Annotated in this window: 20 protein-coding genes; 15 read left to right on the top strand and 5 right to left on the bottom strand. The window is 32.1% G+C overall.

The window, feature by feature from the left end; all coding sequences use genetic code 11:
• Positions 1 to 32 precede the first annotated feature (32 nt).
• Positions 33 to 1,013, top strand: a complete 981-nt coding sequence (locus PYW44_RS07405; RefSeq protein WP_002507675.1) for an LCP family protein — start codon at positions 33 to 35, stop codon at positions 1,011 to 1,013.
• A 133-nt stretch (positions 1,014 to 1,146) separates the two neighbouring features.
• On the opposite strand, the gene PYW44_RS07400 is transcribed toward PYW44_RS07405, so the two are convergent.
• Positions 1,147 to 1,332 (bottom strand): 2-hydroxymuconate tautomerase, encoded by a 186-nt coding sequence (locus PYW44_RS07400; RefSeq protein WP_002507674.1) that lies wholly within the window; start codon positions 1,330 to 1,332, stop codon positions 1,147 to 1,149.
• A 150-nt stretch (positions 1,333 to 1,482) separates the two neighbouring features.
• Here PYW44_RS07400 and PYW44_RS07395 point away from each other — a divergent pair, with 150 nt between their 5' ends.
• A complete protein-coding gene (locus tag PYW44_RS07395; protein ID WP_021338809.1) occupies positions 1,483 to 2,745 on the top strand; it encodes a Y-family DNA polymerase in 1,263 nt (420 codons plus the stop codon).
• Positions 2,746 to 2,985: 240 nt separating this feature from the next.
• Here the strand turns inward: PYW44_RS07395 and PYW44_RS07390 are convergent, their stop codons facing one another.
• On the bottom strand, positions 2,986 to 4,077 hold the full coding sequence (locus tag PYW44_RS07390; RefSeq protein WP_021338810.1) for a prephenate dehydrogenase: 1,092 nt from the start codon (positions 4,075 to 4,077) through the stop codon (positions 2,986 to 2,988).
• 235 nt (positions 4,078 to 4,312) lie between these two features.
• Here PYW44_RS07390 and PYW44_RS07385 point away from each other — a divergent pair, with 235 nt between their 5' ends.
• Positions 4,313 to 5,245 carry a D-2-hydroxyacid dehydrogenase gene (locus PYW44_RS07385; protein WP_046465294.1) on the top strand — a complete coding sequence of 311 codons (933 nt, stop codon included), beginning with the start codon at positions 4,313 to 4,315 and terminating at the stop codon, positions 5,243 to 5,245.
• Between the two features lie 540 nt (positions 5,246 to 5,785).
• The gene (locus tag PYW44_RS07380) at positions 5,786 to 6,823 is read left to right on the top strand and encodes a M42 family metallopeptidase (protein ID WP_115076006.1); all 1,038 of its coding nucleotides are present in this window, start codon (positions 5,786 to 5,788) and stop codon (positions 6,821 to 6,823) included.
• Between the two features lie 153 nt (positions 6,824 to 6,976).
• Here the strand turns inward: PYW44_RS07380 and PYW44_RS07375 are convergent, their stop codons facing one another.
• Entirely contained in the window at positions 6,977 to 7,072 is a 96-nt protein-coding gene (locus tag PYW44_RS07375) for a type I toxin-antitoxin system Fst family toxin (RefSeq protein ID WP_002512389.1), read from the bottom strand.
• A gap of 260 nt (positions 7,073 to 7,332) precedes the next feature.
• Here PYW44_RS07375 and PYW44_RS07370 point away from each other — a divergent pair, with 260 nt between their 5' ends.
• The 11 genes from PYW44_RS07370 to PYW44_RS07320 all read left to right on the top strand — a co-directional run bounded on the left by PYW44_RS07370 (position 7,333) and on the right by PYW44_RS07320 (position 18,053).
• On the top strand, positions 7,333 to 7,542 hold the full coding sequence (locus tag PYW44_RS07370; RefSeq protein WP_021338814.1) for a hypothetical protein: 210 nt from the start codon (positions 7,333 to 7,335) through the stop codon (positions 7,540 to 7,542).
• Positions 7,543 to 8,073: 531 nt separating this feature from the next.
• On the top strand, positions 8,074 to 9,480 hold the full coding sequence (locus PYW44_RS07365; RefSeq protein WP_021338815.1) for an anthranilate synthase component I: 1,407 nt from the start codon (positions 8,074 to 8,076) through the stop codon (positions 9,478 to 9,480).
• Positions 9,477 to 10,073: an anthranilate synthase component II gene (locus PYW44_RS07360; protein WP_021338816.1), complete on the top strand. Its 597-nt coding sequence runs from the start codon at positions 9,477 to 9,479 to the stop codon at positions 10,071 to 10,073. Before PYW44_RS07365 ends, PYW44_RS07360 begins: the two co-directional genes overlap by 4 nt.
• Positions 10,042 to 11,058: an anthranilate phosphoribosyltransferase gene (gene trpD, locus PYW44_RS07355; RefSeq protein ID WP_021338817.1), complete on the top strand. Its 1,017-nt coding sequence runs from the start codon at positions 10,042 to 10,044 to the stop codon at positions 11,056 to 11,058. The genes PYW44_RS07360 and trpD overlap by 32 nt, the downstream gene beginning before the upstream one ends.
• Positions 11,042 to 11,824: an indole-3-glycerol phosphate synthase TrpC gene (gene trpC, locus PYW44_RS07350; RefSeq protein WP_002507665.1), complete on the top strand. Its 783-nt coding sequence runs from the start codon at positions 11,042 to 11,044 to the stop codon at positions 11,822 to 11,824. Before trpD ends, trpC begins: the two co-directional genes overlap by 17 nt.
• Positions 11,821 to 12,450, top strand: a complete 630-nt coding sequence (locus PYW44_RS07345; protein WP_021338818.1) for a phosphoribosylanthranilate isomerase — start codon at positions 11,821 to 11,823, stop codon at positions 12,448 to 12,450. The genes trpC and PYW44_RS07345 overlap by 4 nt, the downstream gene beginning before the upstream one ends.
• A gap of 2 nt (positions 12,451 to 12,452) precedes the next feature.
• Positions 12,453 to 13,667 (top strand): tryptophan synthase subunit beta, encoded by a 1,215-nt coding sequence (gene trpB, locus PYW44_RS07340; protein ID WP_021338819.1) that lies wholly within the window; start codon positions 12,453 to 12,455, stop codon positions 13,665 to 13,667.
• Complete coding sequence (gene trpA, locus PYW44_RS07335; protein WP_115076005.1) at positions 13,660 to 14,397, top strand: tryptophan synthase subunit alpha; 738 nt, start codon at positions 13,660 to 13,662, stop codon at positions 14,395 to 14,397. The genes trpB and trpA overlap by 8 nt, the downstream gene beginning before the upstream one ends.
• A gap of 147 nt (positions 14,398 to 14,544) precedes the next feature.
• Entirely contained in the window at positions 14,545 to 15,204 is a 660-nt protein-coding gene (locus PYW44_RS07330) for a type 1 glutamine amidotransferase domain-containing protein (protein WP_021338821.1), read from the top strand.
• A 296-nt stretch (positions 15,205 to 15,500) separates the two neighbouring features.
• Positions 15,501 to 16,763, top strand: coding sequence for an aminoacyltransferase (locus tag PYW44_RS07325; RefSeq protein WP_002507660.1), 1,263 nt, complete (start codon positions 15,501 to 15,503; stop codon positions 16,761 to 16,763).
• A gap of 30 nt (positions 16,764 to 16,793) precedes the next feature.
• The gene (locus tag PYW44_RS07320; RefSeq protein WP_002507659.1) at positions 16,794 to 18,053 is read left to right on the top strand and encodes an aminoacyltransferase; all 1,260 of its coding nucleotides are present in this window, start codon (positions 16,794 to 16,796) and stop codon (positions 18,051 to 18,053) included.
• 357 nt (positions 18,054 to 18,410) lie between these two features.
• Here the strand turns inward: PYW44_RS07320 and PYW44_RS07315 are convergent, their stop codons facing one another.
• Positions 18,411 to 18,932 (bottom strand): HdeD family acid-resistance protein, encoded by a 522-nt coding sequence (locus tag PYW44_RS07315; RefSeq protein WP_021338822.1) that lies wholly within the window; start codon positions 18,930 to 18,932, stop codon positions 18,411 to 18,413.
• A gap of 1,020 nt (positions 18,933 to 19,952) precedes the next feature.
• Positions 19,953 to 20,300 carry a DUF2651 family protein gene (locus PYW44_RS07310; RefSeq protein WP_021339148.1) on the bottom strand — a complete coding sequence of 116 codons (348 nt, stop codon included), beginning with the start codon at positions 20,298 to 20,300 and terminating at the stop codon, positions 19,953 to 19,955.
• Positions 20,301 to 20,305: the final 5 nt, after the last annotated feature.

Genomic DNA, 20,305 nt, shown 5'->3' with positions numbered 1-20,305 from the left:
AGTGCAATTTTGAAGATATAAGGTTGATACTAATGAATAAGGACAAAAAAAGAAGTACATCAGATGCGAACGAAGAAACAACACAAGCCCCTTTACGAAGGGTGAAAAAGAAGCGGATTAGAAAGCTTCCCTTCATTATTTTAATTATCATTATCCTATTGGCGATAGTGATTGGTTATGCAATTCATGGTTATAATTCAGGTATTGATTATGCTAAAGACCATGGTAAAACACTGAAAGAGCATAAATTTAATGGTGCTCAAAAAAATGATGGTAAGATTACAGTCATGGTGTTAGGTGCAGATAAGGAGCAAGGCGGTATCTCCAGAACAGACTCTATCATGATTGCTCAATATGATTTTGTGCATAAAAAGTTGAAAATGATGTCTGTCATGCGTGATATCTATGCGGATATTCCTGGAAATGGGCAACATAAGATTAACTCTGCATATTCTATAGGCGGTCCAGAATTAATGAGAAAAACGCTGAAGAAAAACTTAGGTGTAGATCCTGAGTATTACGCTATTTTAGACTTTACTGGTTTTGAAAAAATGATTGATGAACTAGAACCTAACGGTGTACCTATAGATGTTGAAAAAGATATGTCGAAAAATATAGGTGTATCACTGAAAGAAGGTCACCATCGATTAAATGGTAAAGAGCTTTTAGGTTATGCTAGATTTAGACATGATGCTGAAGGGGACTTTGGTCGTGTCCGTAGACAACAACAAGTGATGCAAGCACTTAAAGGAGAACTTGCAAGTATCGATACACTTCCTAAATTGCCACGTGTTGCTGGTATTTTAAGAGGTTACTTGAATACGAACATGCCAGACTCTGCAATTATGCAAGCAGGTTTAAACTTTGGTATTCGAGGCGATAAAAATGTTGATTCTCTAACGTTACCTGTCGAAGGAAGTTACCAAGATATTCAAACATTTGGTGATGGTAGTGCATTAGAAATCGATAAAGCGAAAAATAAAGAAGAAGTTCAGAAGTTTTTAAACGAATAATATAAGGAAGTTACCATATGTGGTAATGACAAAACAAAAGGTAGACAGTCATTTTTATGATTGCCTACCTTTTGTTTTGTCATTAAAATTTTTGTTTGGGGTTGTCTATAAGTATAAATTTAGCATAGATAATTTATTGGTCGGATTTTCTAACGCCAGCAACACCATAGTGTGATGCTTTCATTTCTTCAATAACAACTTGTATTGCTTCTTTATTAGCGCCTGTAGTTTTTTCTACAGCTTGTGTTACCTCAGAGACTAAATCTTTAAGTTGATCATCTGAACGACCTTCTAATAATTTTACATTAACGATTGGCATATGTATTTCCTCCTATAACAGTTTGAACTTATTATATCATGAAAATTCTCAAAATTCTAAAAACAATTAAAACAGAACAATTGTTCTTATTAGTATTGAATGAGAACACTTGTTCGTATATAATAGAATTAATTGAGGGAGGTATTTGATATGTATGATTATAATCTAGTGGAAGAAAGAGATGTATTGTGTATAGACCAAAAGAGTTTTTTTGCAAGTGTGTCTTGTATTCAAAAAGGATTAGATCCATTGAAGGAGAAATTAGCCGTTGTTGCCGATACGAAGAGACAAGGATCAGTTGTTTTAGCTGCTACAGGACCTTTAAAAGCACTAGGTATTAAAACTGGGTCAAGACTGTTCGAAATACCACATAGAAGCGACATATATATTATTAATCCGAGTATGAGAAAATATTTGGAAGTGTCCGTAGCAATATCAAAAATTGCATTACGTTATGTAGCGCCAGAAGATCTACATCAATATAGTATTGATGAGTTTTTTATGGATGTTACGGATAGCTATCACCGTTTTAGTACTACGATTCATTCTTTTTGTGAAAAATTGCAATGTGAGATCGAAGAAGAAACAGGAATTAACTGTTCTATTGGTGTTGGCTCAAATATGCTTTTAAGTAAAATCGCAATGGACGTAGAAGCGAAACATTCTTCTAGTTTAATTGCAGAGTGGCGTTACCAAGATGTCCCGAATAAACTTTGGCCTATTCAGCCGTTAAGTGAATTTTGGGGAATTAGTAGGAAAACAGAAGCAAAATTGAATAAACGAGGTATTTTTACTATAGGTGATTTAGCCAATTATCCTTATCAATATTTAAAGAGAGATTTAGGGATTGTAGGCGTTGATTTACATTTACATGCGAATGGCATAGACCAAAGTAGAGTAAGAGATAAATATGAAGTAATGAATCCGTCGATTTGTAAGAGTCAAATACTGATGCGCGATTATCATTATGAAGAAGCTAAGGTTGTCATGCGTGAGTTGATTGAAGATGTTGCTAGTCGTGTTAGGGCAAGAAATCAATTAGCAAAAACAATTCATTTTTCATTTGGTTATAGTGATGAAGGTAGCGTTAATAAACAATACACCTTACCGGATCCGACGAATTTGGAAGAGCAAATTTATAAAGTCGTTGAACATTTCGCAGATAAATTATGTGATCATACTATGTTATTTAGAACTGTAAGTGTTTCATTAACGAAATTTATAGATGAAAAAGACAGACAGTTAAACTTGTTTATAGATGAATATGAAAGAAAAAGAAATGAAAAATTAGCAAAAACCATTGATGCCTTACATCAGAAATTTGGTCGAGGCATCGTATCTAAAGCTGTATCTTATACTGATGCGGGTACAAAACACGGCCGTCTAGGACTCATGGCAGGTCATAAGATGTAAAAAATGCTTAGCATATTAGATAATGAAGTGTTTAAACCTGTTGATAAAATTATTCGACGTAAAGCATTGATTTGTACGCGATATTCTCGATCACAGCATCAGCCTATAGTCTTCGGCTCGTGCTTTTTTCGCAAGATTCAGCTCAAATCACTATCATTATTAAATAATAGTTAGGAATTAATAATGTTAAATATAAAAATAAGCCAAACGTCTTTATTAGCGTTTGGCTTATTAATTAAATCAGGCTATATAAGTATCAAAATCGCTCAGTGCTTCAGCACCTTTCTTGCGATCTTCTGGGTTTTTAAAACTAATACGTAATGCACCATAAATATCTTCACGCACTTCTAAAATTCTTAGGTTGCTTATAGAAATATTATGTAAACTCAAGATATTTGTAACTTTGCTTATCATACCCGATTTATCCGGAATATCCACATATAGATCATACTCAATAGATAGCGCGCCTTGTGATTTAAGGGGAAGTTCATCACGATATATTTTAGCATCGTTATAAAAATCATATAAGTCATCAGAGCTATCACGCTCAATGAGAGCAATAACATCTTCCATTTGTGTTTTCCATTCGTTTAAAATAGTTAAGATTGTGTTTTTATTTTCAATCGTAATGTCTCGCCACATAACAGGGCTACCACTCGCAATTCTTGTGATATCCCTAAAGCCACCAGCTGCAAGTGTTTTTACAAGGCTAGATTCATCAGCATGTTTGGCATTTAAATGTACCAAGCTCGAAGCAATAATGTGGGGGACATGGCTTACGACACCTGTCACGAAATCATGCTCTTTTGGAGTTATAGAAATAAACTTCGCATCTGTAGTTTTTAATAAACTTTGGATTTCTTCAAAAGCCATATCATTAGCTGATTCATCATGAACGAGTATATAAAATGCATTTTCAAATAAATGTTTTTTAGCATTTAACACACCTGACTTATGACTACCCACCATAGGGTGTCCACCAATCAGATGGATATCGTGAGATAAAAGAAGTTGTTCATATTGTTGGATGGTTGACTTTGTACTGCCAGTATCTGTAATAATCACATTCTTTTTCATATGATAGTTTGGTAATTCTTGTAAGTATTTTATCGTTTGTTGTACCGGTGTTGCGTAAATGATGATATCTGCACTTTCAACGCTCGATTTATAATCTGTCGATTGAAAATCAATAATACCTATAGATAAAGCTTTATCTAATTGAGAGGTATCTGCATCATAAGCTGTGATTTCTATATCATCATGATAATATCTTAAATTACTCGCTAGACTTCCGCCAATAAGACCTAAGCCAACGAAAAGTATTTGTTTCATTGTGCGAATCACCTCTATCAAAATTTTCAGAATAGTAACATTGTAAAGCAGCAAATGTTATTTCGCAATATGCATAAATTCTGAAATGAAGATTTAACTTACTAAGCAAGTTATAATTTAATGAATTGATATATACTTTGTATGATGAAAAGGTATGAGATAATTCAATAAAGATTTATGTATGAAAGAATAAAAACAAAATAAAAAGTATTTAAATTATATAGGAGTGGTGAAATTGAATATACAAAATATTTTGATTGCTGGTCAATATGAATCTGCTTTTCAGCAATATTTGATGCATTTAGAAAAGTATCATTTGCGTTTTCAATCGATTGATATGATTTCAGAAGGTGATATGGAGTGGGCAGATGCTTATGTAGGCTTTGCGCCTAGTAAAGTATTTCATCCTGCTAAGGTAAGTTGGGTCCATGCGTTTAATGCCGGTGTAAATAATTTTTTAGCAATAGATGGCTGGAAGACATCAAATACGGTATTAACTAGAACTGTGAGTGACTTTGGAGAAAAAATGAGTGAATATTGTTTGAGTTATATATTAAAAGATTTGCAACATCACAAATTATTCCAATCCCAACAAAAAGATAAGATCTGGTCATGCGAAACACCCGCTGCCTTGAAAGATCAAACGATAACGATATTCGGCACTGGTGAAACTGGAAAAGTAATAGCAAAAGTTTTATCGTCATTTGGCACAACTGTATACGGTGTTTCAAGTAGTGGAGAAAACAAAAGGTACTTTAAACAAGTAAATACGTTAGAAACATCCAAACCATTGATTGAACAATCGGATTATATTATTAGTACCTTACCGTTAACACAACAAACTGAAAAACTATTTAATGAACAAATCTTTAGTTATTTAAACAATGCTTATTTTATAAATGTTGGTAGAGGACAGGGTGTTGATACAAATCATCTTATAAAGGCACTAGATTCTGAAAAAGTCAGACATGCAGTATTAGATGTCTTTGAGTCAGAACCATTACCCAAATCATCAGAGTTATGGCACAGGGAAGATGTTACGATAACGCCACATATTTCAGCATTAACAGATTTAGATGATGCTATTTCATGCTTCTATAACACATTAGAGCATATAGAAAGAGATGAAACATTATCCAATCAAGTAGACTGCAGTAGAGGTTATTAAATTGTAATAAAAATATAAGTTATTTGTGTTTTAATGTACAAAGTATGATTTTTTTACTGGATCTTGATCGCAATAAAGTTTCATATTAAAAGCAAATGAGTCTTTTATGAATTAAGACTCATTTTTTAATATTCTTATAAAGGTGATTTTTAACCAAGCTATAACCGAGATAAATGATTACCCAAGTTAGAATAGCTAAATAGACAAATATAATTATAATATTTACGTCACTGTTCCCATTAAACCAATTTATCAAAGTTACTATGCTTCTTATAAACAAAGCCCACATAATTATATTTAAAATTAATTTTTTCAATATAATTCATCCACCTTATTATGAGATGTAATTTGTTACAATATTTTTATAATAAATTCCATATGCTGTAAATCAATTTTAAAGTTTTTTTATACTATTTGTATAAAAGGATAAAGTTTTTGCGTTTAGCATTACTGTTATCAAATAGGAATTTCTATTCAGAATCTTACCAATTTTAGAAAATAACAGTTAAACTAAAGATATACATATAAGGAGGGTATAGTATGACGGAATCCATTTTTACGACAATTCAAGCATTAACGAATATTAATAGTCCTTCAGGGCATGCAGAAAAGGCAGTTAAATACGTTAAAGATGAAGTTGAAAAGTTAGGTTATACGACTCATATTACTAACAAAGGCGCGTTGATTATTACTGTAGAAGGCGAGAATAATCAAGACCATAAATGTATTACAGCCCATGTGGATACATTAGGTGCGATGGTAAAAGAAATTAAGGAAGACGGTCGCTTAGCATTAGATTTAATTGGTGGCTTTAGTTATAACGCAATAGAAGGGGAATATTGCGAAATTGAAACTTCTGCAAGACAAACTTACACAGGGACAATATGTCTACATGAAACAAGCGTACATGTATATCGTAATAATGATAATGAGCCTAGAAACATAGACCATATGGAAGTAAGACTAGATGAAAAGGTAAATACAAAAGCAGATACAGAACAATTAGGTATCGAGGTAGGTGATTTTATAAGTTTTGATCCTAGAACACAAATCACATCTTCGGGTTTTATAAAATCACGTCATTTAGATGACAAAGCAAGTGTTGCCATGATTATAGAGTTTTTAAAAACAGTTAAAAAAGAAAATCTCAAATTACCGCATACGATACAATTTTACATTTCTAATAATGAAGAAATAGGATACGGTGCCAATGCTTCAATCTCATCAAATATTGTTGAATTTATTGCATTCGATATGGGTGCTTTAGGGGACGGTCAAGCTTCAGATGAATATACGGTTTCTATCTGCGCTAAAGACGCATCAGGTCCATATCATAAGGCATTACGTGAACAACTCGTAAATCTATGTAAAACAAATAAAATCCCATACAAAGTTGATATTTATCCATATTATGGTTCTGATGCTTCAGCAGCATTAAAAGCAGGTGCAGATATAAAACATGGCTTATTCGGTGCAGGTATCGAATCATCACATGCACTAGAACGTACGCATATTAATTCACTAAAAGCGACACAAGCATTGTTACATGCTTATTGTTTAGCACCGATTCAATCATAAATATATTGAACCCTAGATTATCTATTTAATTTTGCAATGCCCCTATATATGATGTTATAATATATTTAACAAGAGTTTCGTGCATTGAATGCACCAACCCCCTCGCTACCACTAATAGCTAGGGGGTTTTTTTGGTGTGGTTAATGTCGCCTTTTACTTGTCATTACGATTACGTAACCAATACGCAAATAAGGTAACGATGCAACCACTAATTACTGTGACAGTGGTATGAACAAGAGCTTCGATCATTAATATGCACCTCCTCTCTACGTCATATTGACACCTGAGAGATAGACGACACTAATATTATATCATTTATAATATTAAAAATATATTCTATTCTATTTTTGTTTATTAAGCATCGTATTCATAGATAATAAATAATTGATTTTCATATAAAATATCATAAAATAGTAATGGAAATTCAGCGGATTCCATGTACAAAGATGATAATCTATGCTAAAAATAAGCTTGAATGTAACTTTTGTTTTATGAAAAGGAGATACAGAATGAAAAAAACAGTAATCTTAAACCTTTTGTTTTTAATATTATTCATTATTTTTGCTTTAGCATTTTTCACTAACTTTTTTGGTAGTGAGGCGATATATGTCATTATTATTATGCCTATTTTAATGCTAGTCATTGGGGGTTATGTATTCAAAACCAACTTCAAAAAGTATAACCAAAATGATTTCAACAATAATCATCGCTTAAAGTAAAATAATAATTAATATAAATTCAAATGTTGACAAATTAAAAATATCCTTGTAGCATACTAGGTAATTACTTTTCGCAACTTAGGTTGCCATTTGAAAGATAACGTAGCATATATGACATGTAGCAAGCAGAAAGCTAATGGTTGATGGAAATTAGCACTACATATAATGTGAATTGGGCTTTTAGATGTAATTAAAAATTATAATATTTAAAGTGAACAAATAATTTGTTAACTAAGGTGGCACCACGGTAACGCGTCCTTACAGATATGCGTTAGTGTGGTGTTTTTTATATACCAAAAAATAAGAAAGCAAAATGAAGTAAGTGATGTAAAGGTAACAAGCAGAAAGTTAGTGGTTGATGGAAACTAACACCTACATATACTGAAATTGGGTTTTGTTGGATAACAAATGAATAAATCAATGAGAGAGTAGATCAAAGCAAGTATATATCTACTAATTTAGGTGGTACCGCGCGTCAGCGTCCTTAACAATGTTTAAGGATGCTGATTTTTTTATGAGGAGGAAAATAAAATGAAAGTGCAATATCAAAGATTAAATGCAGAAGTAACACCAGAAGCGTTAGCAAGATTGAGAGAAAATAAAATCGTATTAGAGAGTTCAGAACAATCGAAACTAAAGGGGCGTTATTCTATAGTGATTTTCGATACTTACGGTTCAATCACGTTAGATAATGAAACAATGACTGTATGTACACCAGAAGAAAACAGAATAGAACATGAGCAACCTTATAAAAAAATGAAAGATTTAATTGATCAATATAAAGCAGAAATTGAAGACGAAGCATTAGCGTTATTACCTTTTATTTCTGGTTTTGTAGGGTCATGTAGTTTTGATTTAGTAAGACATGAATTCCCAGTACTGAAACAAATCAATCTTGAAGATCATCCACAACATGATGCTAAGTTTCATATGGTTGAAGATGCATATATATTTGATCATTACAAAGAGCATTTATACGTTATTGCAACAAACTTATTTTCAAAAGAAAATGACGAGCAATTAAAAGCACGCGTGGCAAAACGTGTAGAAGAATTAAAACAAATTACGATTTATCCTTCTGAGCTTGAACATATAGCTACAGAAAAAGAGATCAAATCAAATATTGCACCTGAACAATTTATTAATACAATTAGTAAAATGAAGTCACTTATTCAACAAGGTGATATGTTCCAAGTTGTACCATCTATCGTTTATAGTTACGAACATCATTTTGGTCAACAATTACAAGCCATGTCTTATCAGCTTTATCAAAATTTAAAACGTCAAAATCCAAGTCCATATATGTATTACTTGAATATGGATCAGCCGATTGTCGTTGGTAGTTCACCGGAAAGCTTTGTAAAAGTAAAAGGACAAACAGTAGTGACTAATCCAATTGCTGGAACGATAAAACGAGGTGCTACTGAAGCAGAGGACCAAGCAAACGAAGCAAGTTTAAAAAACGATGAAAAAGAATTAAGCGAACACAGTATGCTTGTTGATTTGGGTAGAAATGATATCCATCGTGTAAGTGAAACAGGGACTTCGATAATCGGTAAATTAATGACAATTGAACGTTACGAACATGTGATGCATATCGTTAGTGAAGTTACTGGAAAGCTTAAAGACAATTATTCACCGATGACAGTGATTGCGAGTTTATTACCTACAGGTACTGTATCAGGCGCACCTAAGCTAAGAGCGATTCAACGTATCTATGAAGTACAACCACAAAAACGTGGCGTATACAGTGGCGGTATTGGTTATATTAATTGTAATCACGACTTAGATTTCGCATTAGCGATTCGCACAATGATGATTGATGACACGCACATTAATGTGGAAGCAGGGTGTGGTGTGGTTTATGATTCAATACCAGAAAAAGAACTTGAAGAGACAAAATTAAAAGCTAAAAGCTTATTGGAGGTGTCACCATGATACTTATAGTTGATAATTATGATTCATTTACTTATAACTTAGTAGATATGATTGCACAGAAAGAAGAAGTGATAGTTAAATATCCGGATGACCCATCTATATATAATCTGAATATTGACGGAGTAATCATTTCACCAGGTCCTGGCCATCCATTAGATACAAACGATTTAATGCAAATCATTGATCATTATAAAAATAAACCGATTTTAGGCGTTTGCTTAGGGTCGCAAGCTTTGACTTGTTATCATGGTGGCGATGTTATCCAATGTGATTATATAAAACATGGTAAAAAAGACCAAATGCGTATCACAAAAGAAACATTGTTATACACTGATATTCCAGAATATTCAGAAATTATGCGGTATCATTCATTGATGAGTAACCCTCAAACGCTACCTGAAACATTAACAATAACGGCACAAACAGAAGATTGCATACAGTCATTTGAACACACACAATTGTTACATTATGGGATTCAATATCACCCCGAGTCATTTGCTACGGCACATGGTAAACAAATCATTAATAACTTTTTAAACATAATGAAGGAGGTAACAGAAGATGGAGCTACAAACACAGTTAAAACAATATAAACCACTCAACCAAACACAAATGAATGAATTTATAGAATTACTTATTTCTAAAAATCTAGAAGACAGCGTAAAAATCGAGTTACTCGAAACGTTTTCTGAAAAAGAAACTACACAAGAGGAGTTAACTTATATATCAAATAGTTTAATCCATTCTATGTATCGTGAACAACCGTACTATCCTAATGCTATGTGTGTTTGTGGCACAGGTGGAGATAAATCAAATAGTTTTAATATCTCAACAACTGTATCTTTTGTTATCGCTAGTGCAAGTGTACCCGTCATTAAGCATGGTAATAAAAGTGTCACTTCATCATCTGGAAGCACGGATTTGTTAAATGCAATGGCTATTAAGTCAAGCACTGTTGAAGATACACCAAAACAATTAGACGACAATGGATTGGTCTTTTTAAATGCTACTGAAACATATCCGATAATGAAAAATATTCAACCTATCAGAAAAGGTATCAGCAATCCAACAATATTTAATATTACTGGGCCAATCATTAATCCTTTTAAATTAGATTATCAAGTCATGGGTGTTTACGAAACATCAAAATTAGAAAAAATTGCACAAACCTTAGCAGATTTAGGACGTAAAAAAGCAATCGTTGTATACGGTGCAAATGGCATGGATGAAGCTACATTATCTGGCGACAATATTATTTATGAAGTAACAGCAAATGAAGAAATTAAACAATATACGCTGAATGCAAAAAATGTAGGTTTAGATTATGCGCCAAACGAAGCACTTGTTGGAGGTACACCACAAGACAATTTAGAAATCACGAAGCATATATTAAATGGAACAGATCATAGTGCTAAGAGAGATGTTGTTATCTTGAACGCAGGCATCGCACTCTATGTAGCAGAAAAAACTGAAACAATAGAAGCTGGTGTGAAAGCAGCACGAGCATTAATAGAAAGTGGTAAAGCTTTAGCGCAATATAATAAAATGGGAGGCAAAACGTATGACTATATTGGATGAGATTGTAACATATAAAAGAGGTTTACTAGAGCAAGGCTATTATGAAGATAAGTTATCAACACTAGAAGCAGTGGATATTTCACATAAAAAAACATTCCAATCACAATTAGACGATTCAAATCAACTTGGGGTAATTGCTGAAATTAAATCTAAAAGTCCAACACTTGATGGATTACCAGCAAGAGACTTAGCGCAACAAGTGAAAGATTATGAAGCGCATGGCGCGAATGCAGTTTCTATATTAACTGATGAACACTATTTTGGTGGTAGCTATGAACGTTTACAAGCATTGACAACAGAAACATCATTACCAGTATTGTGTAAAGATTTTGTAGTAGATCCTATTCAAATTGATGTTGCTAAAAAAGCAGGCGCTTCGATAATATTACTTATCGTTAACGTTTTAACTGACCCAGAATTAAGAGAACTATATCAATATGCTACATCGCAAAATTTAGAAGTGCTCGTAGAAGTTCATGATAAAGAAGAATTGGCACGTGCATATAAATTAGATCCGAAAATTATCGGCGTGAATAATAGAGATTTAAAGCGTTTCATTACAGATGTCTTGCATACAAATGAGATTTTAGAAGATAAAAAAACAGGTTATTACTATATTTCAGAAAGTGGTATCAAAGATGAGCAAGATGTTCAAAATATCGTTGATTCGGGTATAGATGGTTTATTAATTGGTGAATCATTAATGAAATGTGATGACTTAAGTCAATTCTTACCAGGTCTAAAATTAGACAAGGTACAACGATGAAGTTAAAGTTTTGTGGCTTCCGCACATTAGCCGATGTAAACAAAGCAAAAGACTTAAATATTGATGCAATGGGGTTTATTCATTTTCCAAAGAGTAAAAGATATGTTGATATTCCAACCATTAAACAATTGACTGAAGTTATACCTGACGATAAAGAAAAAGTAGTCATCGTTGTTAATCCAGATTATGACACGATTACCAATTTGATAACGCAGACGCAGATTTCAACAATTCAACTCCATGGTAATGAACCGTTAGAAACTGTACATTTTATTAAAAAAAGTAATCCGAACATTAAAGTTATCAAAGCCTTACCCGCAACAGACCAACAAACATTAACGACAGCTATTGATTATTATAAAGATAATGTAGATATGTTTATTATTGATACACCATCGAAGTCTTATGGTGGTACAGGTAAAGTATATGATTGGGAAATGTTAAAAACACTCAACGATGTTAACTATTTAATCGCAGGCGGTATGAATTACGACAATATACAAGCTGTAACATCTTTAGATTTAGAACATCAAGGCTATGATATCGCTAGTGGCATAGAAACAAATAATGAAAAAGATATGGAAAAAATGGCAGCAATTATTAAACTCGTAAAAGGAGCAAATTAATTATGAATAAAAACATACAAACAGAAGCAGATGAATTTGGTTTCTTCGGTGCTTATGGTGGTCAATACGTACCAGAAACGTTAATGCCAGCAATTCAAGAATTGAAACAAGCTTATCAAGAAGCCAAAGCAGACCCTAAATTTCAAGAAGAATTAGATGGTTACCTTAAAGACTATGTTGGTCGTGAAACACCATTGACATATGCTGATTCATATACAGAAGCCCTTGGTGGCGCCAAAATTTATTTAAAACGTGAAGATTTAAATCACACTGGTGCGCATAAAATAAACAATGCATTAGGCCAAGCACTATTAGCCAAAAGAATGGGTAAAAATAAACTTGTTGCTGAAACAGGCGCGGGTCAACATGGTGTTGCGAGTGCGACGGTTGCTGCATTATTTGATATGGAATTGGTAGTATTTATGGGTGAAGAAGATATTAAAAGACAATCGTTAAACGTATTTAGAATGGAATTATTAGGTGCGAAAGTTGAATCTGTAACTGAAGGTCAAGGGACGTTATCAGACGCTGTTAATAAAGCATTACAATACTGGGTAAGCCATGTAGATGATACGCATTATTTATTAGGTTCAGCTTTAGGACCAGATCCATTTCCAACTATTGTAAGAGATTTACAAAAAATCATCGGTACAGAAATCAAAGCACAAATTCAAGAAAAAGAAGGGCGTTTACCAGATGCAATTGTAGCTTGTGTTGGTGGTGGATCTAATGCCATTGGTACATTCTATCCATTCGTTCAAGATGATGTGAAATTATATGGCGTAGAAGCTGCAGGTGAAGGTTATGATACAGATAGACATGCACTAGCGATTAACAAAGGTAAAGAAGGCGTATTACACGGTACTAAAATGTATCTCATTCAAGATGAAAATGGTCAAATTCAACAAGCACATTCCATATCTGCAGGTTTAGATTATCCTGGTGTTGGACCAGAACATTCGTATTATCACGATATAGGTAGAGTGAAGTTTGCAACTGCAAGTGATAAACAAGCGATGGATGCTTTAGTTAGATTTACAAAAGCTGAAGGTATTATTCCAGCTATAGAAAGTGCACACGCATTAAGCTATGTAGAAACGTTAGCACCAACGATGGGCAAAGATGAAATTCTTGTTGTTACAGTTTCGGGACGTGGCGATAAAGATATGGAAACGATTAGAAATTATATGAAAGAAGGCGGTGATTCTAATGCGTAAACTATTCATTCCATATATTATGGGTAATAAATCTTTTATTGAAAATCTTAAAACCGTCAGTGATGCAGGCGCTGATATTGTTGAAGTAGGTGTGCCATTTTCAGACCCAGTGGCTGATGGACCAGTCATTATGGACGCTGGTAGCAAAGCTATAGAAGAAGGCGTCAATATTCAGTATATTTTAGATCAACTTACTGAACATCGTGACTCAATATCAAGTAAATATGTATTAATGACTTATTATAATATTATTAATTTTTATGGAGAAGATGCATTTTTTAAAGCTTGTGAAAAAGCAGGTGTCTACGGTTTAATCATTCCTGATTTGCCACATGAACTTATGCAACAATTAAAAGAACGTCATCCTGACAGAAAAGTGAATATTATTTCACTCATTGCTATGACGACATCTGAAGAACGTAGTAATCAAATCGTTCAAGATGCGGAAGGATTTATTTATACAGTAACAATGAATGCGACAACAGGAGAAAATGGTAAGTTCCATCCTGAACTTAAAGATAGAATTAAACATATAAAATCAATGTCCAATGTGCCGGTGGTTGCAGGATTTGGTATTCGTACACCAAAACATGTATCAGATATCATAGAAGCTTCTGATGGTGTGGTTATAGGGAGTGAAATTGTTAAACGATTAGCACGAGATCCAAAAGAAGACACAGTCAGCTATTTTAATTCTATTAGAAGTGCGCTCGATAAAAAAAGTGAATAAAGCATTGTGTGTGTAATACGTTGGAATTATGGGTACGCTACTAAGAGAGAATACATTTTTGAAGTATGTAGCATGTAATTTAAAGTGATGCAATTTCATAGAATAAAATATAGCTATTCTCTTATTTTTTAAAAGAGGTGACATAATTTGAGTAAAAAAGTCTTGTTTATCATAACAAGTGTAAACCAATTTGAAGATGGTACACCAACAGGATTATGGTTAGAAGAAGCAAGTGAACCTTATAATATATTAACAGCAGCAAACATTAATGTAGATATTGCTACAATAAATGGCGGGGAAGTCCCATTAGATCCCAATTCCACACAGAATGGTGAGCTTAATAAATATAAAGCATTTGTTGAGCAAACGAAATCAGCATCAAGTATAGAAGATATAGATGTGAGTCAATATGACGCTGTATATTTACCAGGAGGTCACGGCACTGTATTTGATTTTGCGCATAATCAGAAGTTAGCTTCAGTACTTGCTGACTTTAAAGCAGATGATAAAATTATTGCATCTGTATGTCACGGACCGAGTGCTTTTGTCGGTGCTAAAGATAAGAAAGGTAACTTCCTAGTGAAGGGTGTGACGTTAACTGCATTTACAGATGAAGAGGAACGTGCAATGGGCTTTGAGGACAAAGTACCTTTCTTAACTCAGTCAGAATTAGAAAACCAAGGTGCTCAATTTGTAACTCAAGACAACTTCACTGAACACGTAGAAACAGATAACCAATTTATTACTGGTCAAAATCCACAATCAAGCGTAGTAATAGGTGAAACATTACGAGACGCTTTAAATTAGAACATAGTATGATAGGGAGTGGGACAGATATACATGTTCCACTCCCAACTATAAAGAAAACTGGAAAACTTATTAAGTTTTCCAGTTTTTGTTGTTATAACTATGGGCAAATGTGTTTAATTGCTCATTCTTTGTTAAAATAAAAGTAGTGATATAATAAGTCATACATAAAGTTCATGTATAATGAATTTATATATGCTATTGATTTAGTTTTATAAATGGTTATTGTATAATAATCAAGATTGAAGTTTAAACTCAAATAAAAAAAGAATTATAAACAAATAGGAGTATACAAAATGAAATTTACGAATTTAACTGCTAAAGAGTTCGGTACATTTACAGATAATATGCCAAATAGTCATTTCACACAAATGGTAGGAAACTACGAATTGAAAATTGCAGAAAGTACAGAAACGCACTTAGTTGGTATTAAAAACAATGAAAACGAAGTCATTGCAGCATGTTTACTTACTGCAGTACCAGTAATGAAGTTTTATAAATATTTTTATACAAACAGAGGACCTGTTATAGATTTTGAAAATAAAGAACTTGTTCATTACTTCTTTAATGAATTAACTAAATATGTTAAAAAACATAAAGGTTTACATTTAAGAGTTGATCCTTATTTAGCTTATCAATATCGTAACCATGACGGAGAAGTGTTAGAAAATGCTGGTCATGACTGGTTTTTCGACAAAATGAAACAATTAGGATACAAACACCAAGGATTTTTAACTGGCTTTGATCCAATTCTTCAAATTAGATACCATTCAGTATTAGATTTAGCAGGTAAAACAGCTAAAGATGTACTTAACGGTATGGATAGTCTACGTAAACGTAATACAAAAAAAGTTCAGAAGAATGGTGTTAAAGTAAGATTCTTAGAAGAAGACGAATTACCAATCTTCCGCTCGTTTATGGAAGATACATCTGAATCAAAAGAATTTGATGATAGGGAAGATAGCTTTTATTATAATAGATTGAGATATTATAAGAATCGTATCTTGGTTCCATTAGCTTATATGGACTTCGATGAGTATATCGAAGAATTAAAAGCAGAGCGTGATGTCTTAAGTAAAGATATTAACAAAGCGATTAAAGATATAGAAAAGCGACCTGAAAATAAAAAGGCTTATAATAAACGAGATAATTTAGAACAACAGCTTATTGCAAATCAACAAAAAATAGAAGAAGCGCAATCATTACAGGCTGAACACGGTAATGAATTACCAATTTCTGCAGCTTACTTTATTATTAATCCCTATGAAGTGGTTTATTATGCAGGTGGTACTTCAAATGAATTTAGACACTTTGCTGGTAGTTATGCGATACAGTGGAAGATGATTAATTACGCTATTGACAATAATATAGATAGATATAACTTCTACGGTATCAGTGGTAATTTCACAGAAGATGCGGAAGATGCAGGCGTAGTGAAATTCAAAAAAGGATTTAATGCCGAAGTCGTAGAATACGTTGGAGATTTTGTAAAACCTATTAATAAGCCAATGTACAAAATTTATACGACATTAAAAAAACTAAAAGATATTAAGAAGTAGATATAAATTATAGAAGGGAACTAAGCTAGAATGAAATTTACAGAGTTAACCGTCAAAGAGTATGACAATTTTGTACAAAACCCGGCATTAGAGAGTCATTACTTTCAAGTAAAAGAAAATATTGCAACAAGAGAAGAAGATGGATTTCAAGTTGTACTATTAGGCTTAAAAGATGACGACAATCAGGTTATTGCTGCTAGTCTTTTCTCTAAAATTCCTACAATGGGAAGCTATGTTTATTATTCTAATCGTGGTCCAGTTATGGATTACAATGATTTAGGTTTAGTAGATTTCTATTTACGTGAATTAGATCATTATCTTCAACACCATAATTGTTTATATGTCAAAATGGACCCGTACTGGATCTATAAAATATACGATAAAGATATCAATCCATTGCCAGAACCAGATAAGAATGACGCATTAGTCAACTTATTTAAATCTCATGGGTATACACATCACGGCTTTACGACTGAATATGATACATCTAGCCAAGTAAGATGGATGGGTGTATTGAACTTAGATGGACAAACACCAGCTTCTCTAAAAAAACAATTTGATAGCCAAAGAAAACGTAATATCAATAAAGCAATCAATTTTGGTGTTAAAGTTAGGTTGTTAAATAGAGATGAATTCGGTCTTTTCTTAGATCTTTATCGAGAAACTGAAAAGCGTGCTGGCTTCGTATCTAAAACAGATGAATATTTCTATAATTTTATTGATAACTATGGTGATAAAGCTTTAATACCTTTAGCATATATAGACTTAAATGAATATATTGAAAATACACAAGAGAGTATTAATGATAAAGAATCACGTAGAGATCAAATCATGCAGAATGAAAATAAAACAGATAAACAGTTGAAGAAAATTACAGAACTGGATAAACAAATAGAGCATGATAAAAAAGAGTTAATGCATGCAAGTGAATTAAGATTAACAGATGGTGCTATATTAAATTTAGCTGCTGGTGTTTATTTTGCAAATGCATATGAAGTAAACTACTTCTCTGGTGGTTCATCAGAAAAATATAATCAATATATGGGACCTTATATGATGCATTGGTACATGTTGAACTATTGTTTTGACAATGGTTATGGTCGCTACAATTTCTATGGTTTATCAGGCGATTTCACTGAAAATAGTGAAGATTACGGAGTATATCGCTTTAAACGTGGATTTAATGTGCAAATTGAAGAATTAATCGGCGATTTTTATAAACCAATTAAGAAAACAAAATATTGGTTATTTAATACGTTGAATAATGTTAGAAAAAAAGTTAAAAAATAGCATAAAAAAAGAAAGCATTCTGGTATGTAAGCCCTAATCAGTATGCTTTCTTTCGTTCTGAAGTTAGTTATACTAGGATGGCAATTCCAATATAACAATGAACTAAATGTGGATTAGTCTGAGATGTTAATTCTTGTTGTTCTCCACAATTTTTAGTATAGCATAGGATTTCAGCAATGCAATAACCTTACATTATAATAATTTTATAGTAAAATTTATTTTTATAACATATTTAAAGTAATATATATATAATTGTTATGAAAATGTGAGAAGCGCACTACAAGACGACTTGTAGTGCGCTTTCTAGCGTGATTTTTCAAAATACGCCCTATTTAATTATTTATAAGTTACGGATCATTAAGATAATGCTTTAATGATATAAGTTATACCAATAATAAAGAATACCGCACTCATGAAGATAGCAACTAAAATTGCCGCCATAAGTGGATTGAACAGTAAAATAATACCGAAAACAACGGTAATAATGTTCAAAATAACCGATACAATATGAAAACCTTTATTTGATTTTTCAAGTGGCGTTACCGTAAACATATTAAATAACGCATTAATAATAAACCAAATAGCAAATAAATAAACAATAAATGTCGTACTTGTAACGATATTAAATAAAATCAATAACCCTAAAATAATATTAATTACACCAAGTACAAGTACTATGGTTGAGGCATTTTTATCTGTTTTTTTCATTACACGACGAACGAAAATTTCTAAAAAACCGTTAATAATAAATAGTAGACCTATGAGCCATGTAATAGCAAATAAGTTTTCTTCAGGAAAACTTAAAATAAACACGCCAATAATTAGAAAAATGACGCCAATCACTAAACTCGACCATTTGATTCGGGAACGTTCCTGCATAAATTTCACTCCTAAATGATTATCTAAATAGTATATACCCAAATGACAAAAAAGAACACGTTTTTTATAGGTGCCTATATTTATGTTATGTAACCCTATAAGTATTTGGTTTAAATAAAAAACCTTTTTTCTAAGGATTGCTATAAAAACCAAGGATAAGCCAAAATAATAGCAAAATTAAAGCAAAAAGTATTATTTAATCTTAAAATTATAAAGTCATTAAAAACAAGGCGCTGAGAAGTCGATTTCTTGGCATTTAAATATGAGTTTGTTGGTCTATATCCATCCGAATACACGTAACATTATGAGCTTGATCATTATATAAAGCATAGCAATAAGCAAAATAAGTTTCTAAGATCCACACAGCTAAAGCTAAATATGTTTAGATATATCTATGTAACGAATGATATTACCATATAATTGATTGTAGATAGTTTAAGAGTTAATATATGACAATTATAACAAGACATTAAATGAGATGCGTAAATATTTAATGATGTAATGTAGTATATTTATGAAAAAGCTAAACTAGGATTAATAAGTATAAATGCTAAATACATAATAAATTAGTAAAATAGCTATATAGATATGTAAGTTTTAAAATTTACTTTTTAGTTTACATAATATATATTATAGGAAGTTATTATAATTTGATAGAAAATACCCTAATTGTTAATTCACTACCTATTATGTTATATATGCTTGTTAATGCAATCATTCTTTCAAGTACTTTGATGTAATTTCTTCTTGTTCATTATGCATGTATTACGATAGCTTATATCTTTGATTAGCTTGTTACTATTATACTTTACTGATGCTATCAAATTATCGACTTTACTATATTGGTTTAAACCTCATATATAGTATATGCTGTGGTTTAAATTATGATATAACATTTTACTAAATCACATTTTAAAACTTCGCTTGAATTACTTAAACATGCTATTAAATCATCACCTTAAATTTAAAGATGTAAATAAAAAATGAACTGTAACTTAAATTATAGCTACAGTTCATTTTTTATTTTTGTTTATAATCTTCTAATTCATCTTTTGGGATGCCACCACGTTTACGTATTTCTTTTCTAGCTTTCTTTTCGCGGCGTTTACGTCTCCAGTTACGTGTCATGTACCATATTACAAAGCTTAGAATTAAACTTAATATCGTCATAAACGCAGCAAAACCTAATAAAGGTTCATATGTAATATCTTGGAAATTTGGTATTAAAAATGCAGCTATTGCTAATACTACTAACGTTAAGATTGGTGCAGTAAACCATTTATTTAAGACAAGATTGCAAAATACTGTTACTAATATGACAGCAACTATAGTAATCCATAAAAAATTAGGCATATCAAAAATAGTCATTTATT

The organism is Staphylococcus equorum, from assembly GCF_029024965.1.
Taxonomy (GTDB): domain Bacteria; phylum Bacillota; class Bacilli; order Staphylococcales; family Staphylococcaceae; genus Staphylococcus; species Staphylococcus equorum.
The sequence above is the reverse complement of the archived record's forward strand: the minus strand, read 5'-3'. Positions and strand labels throughout refer to the sequence as shown.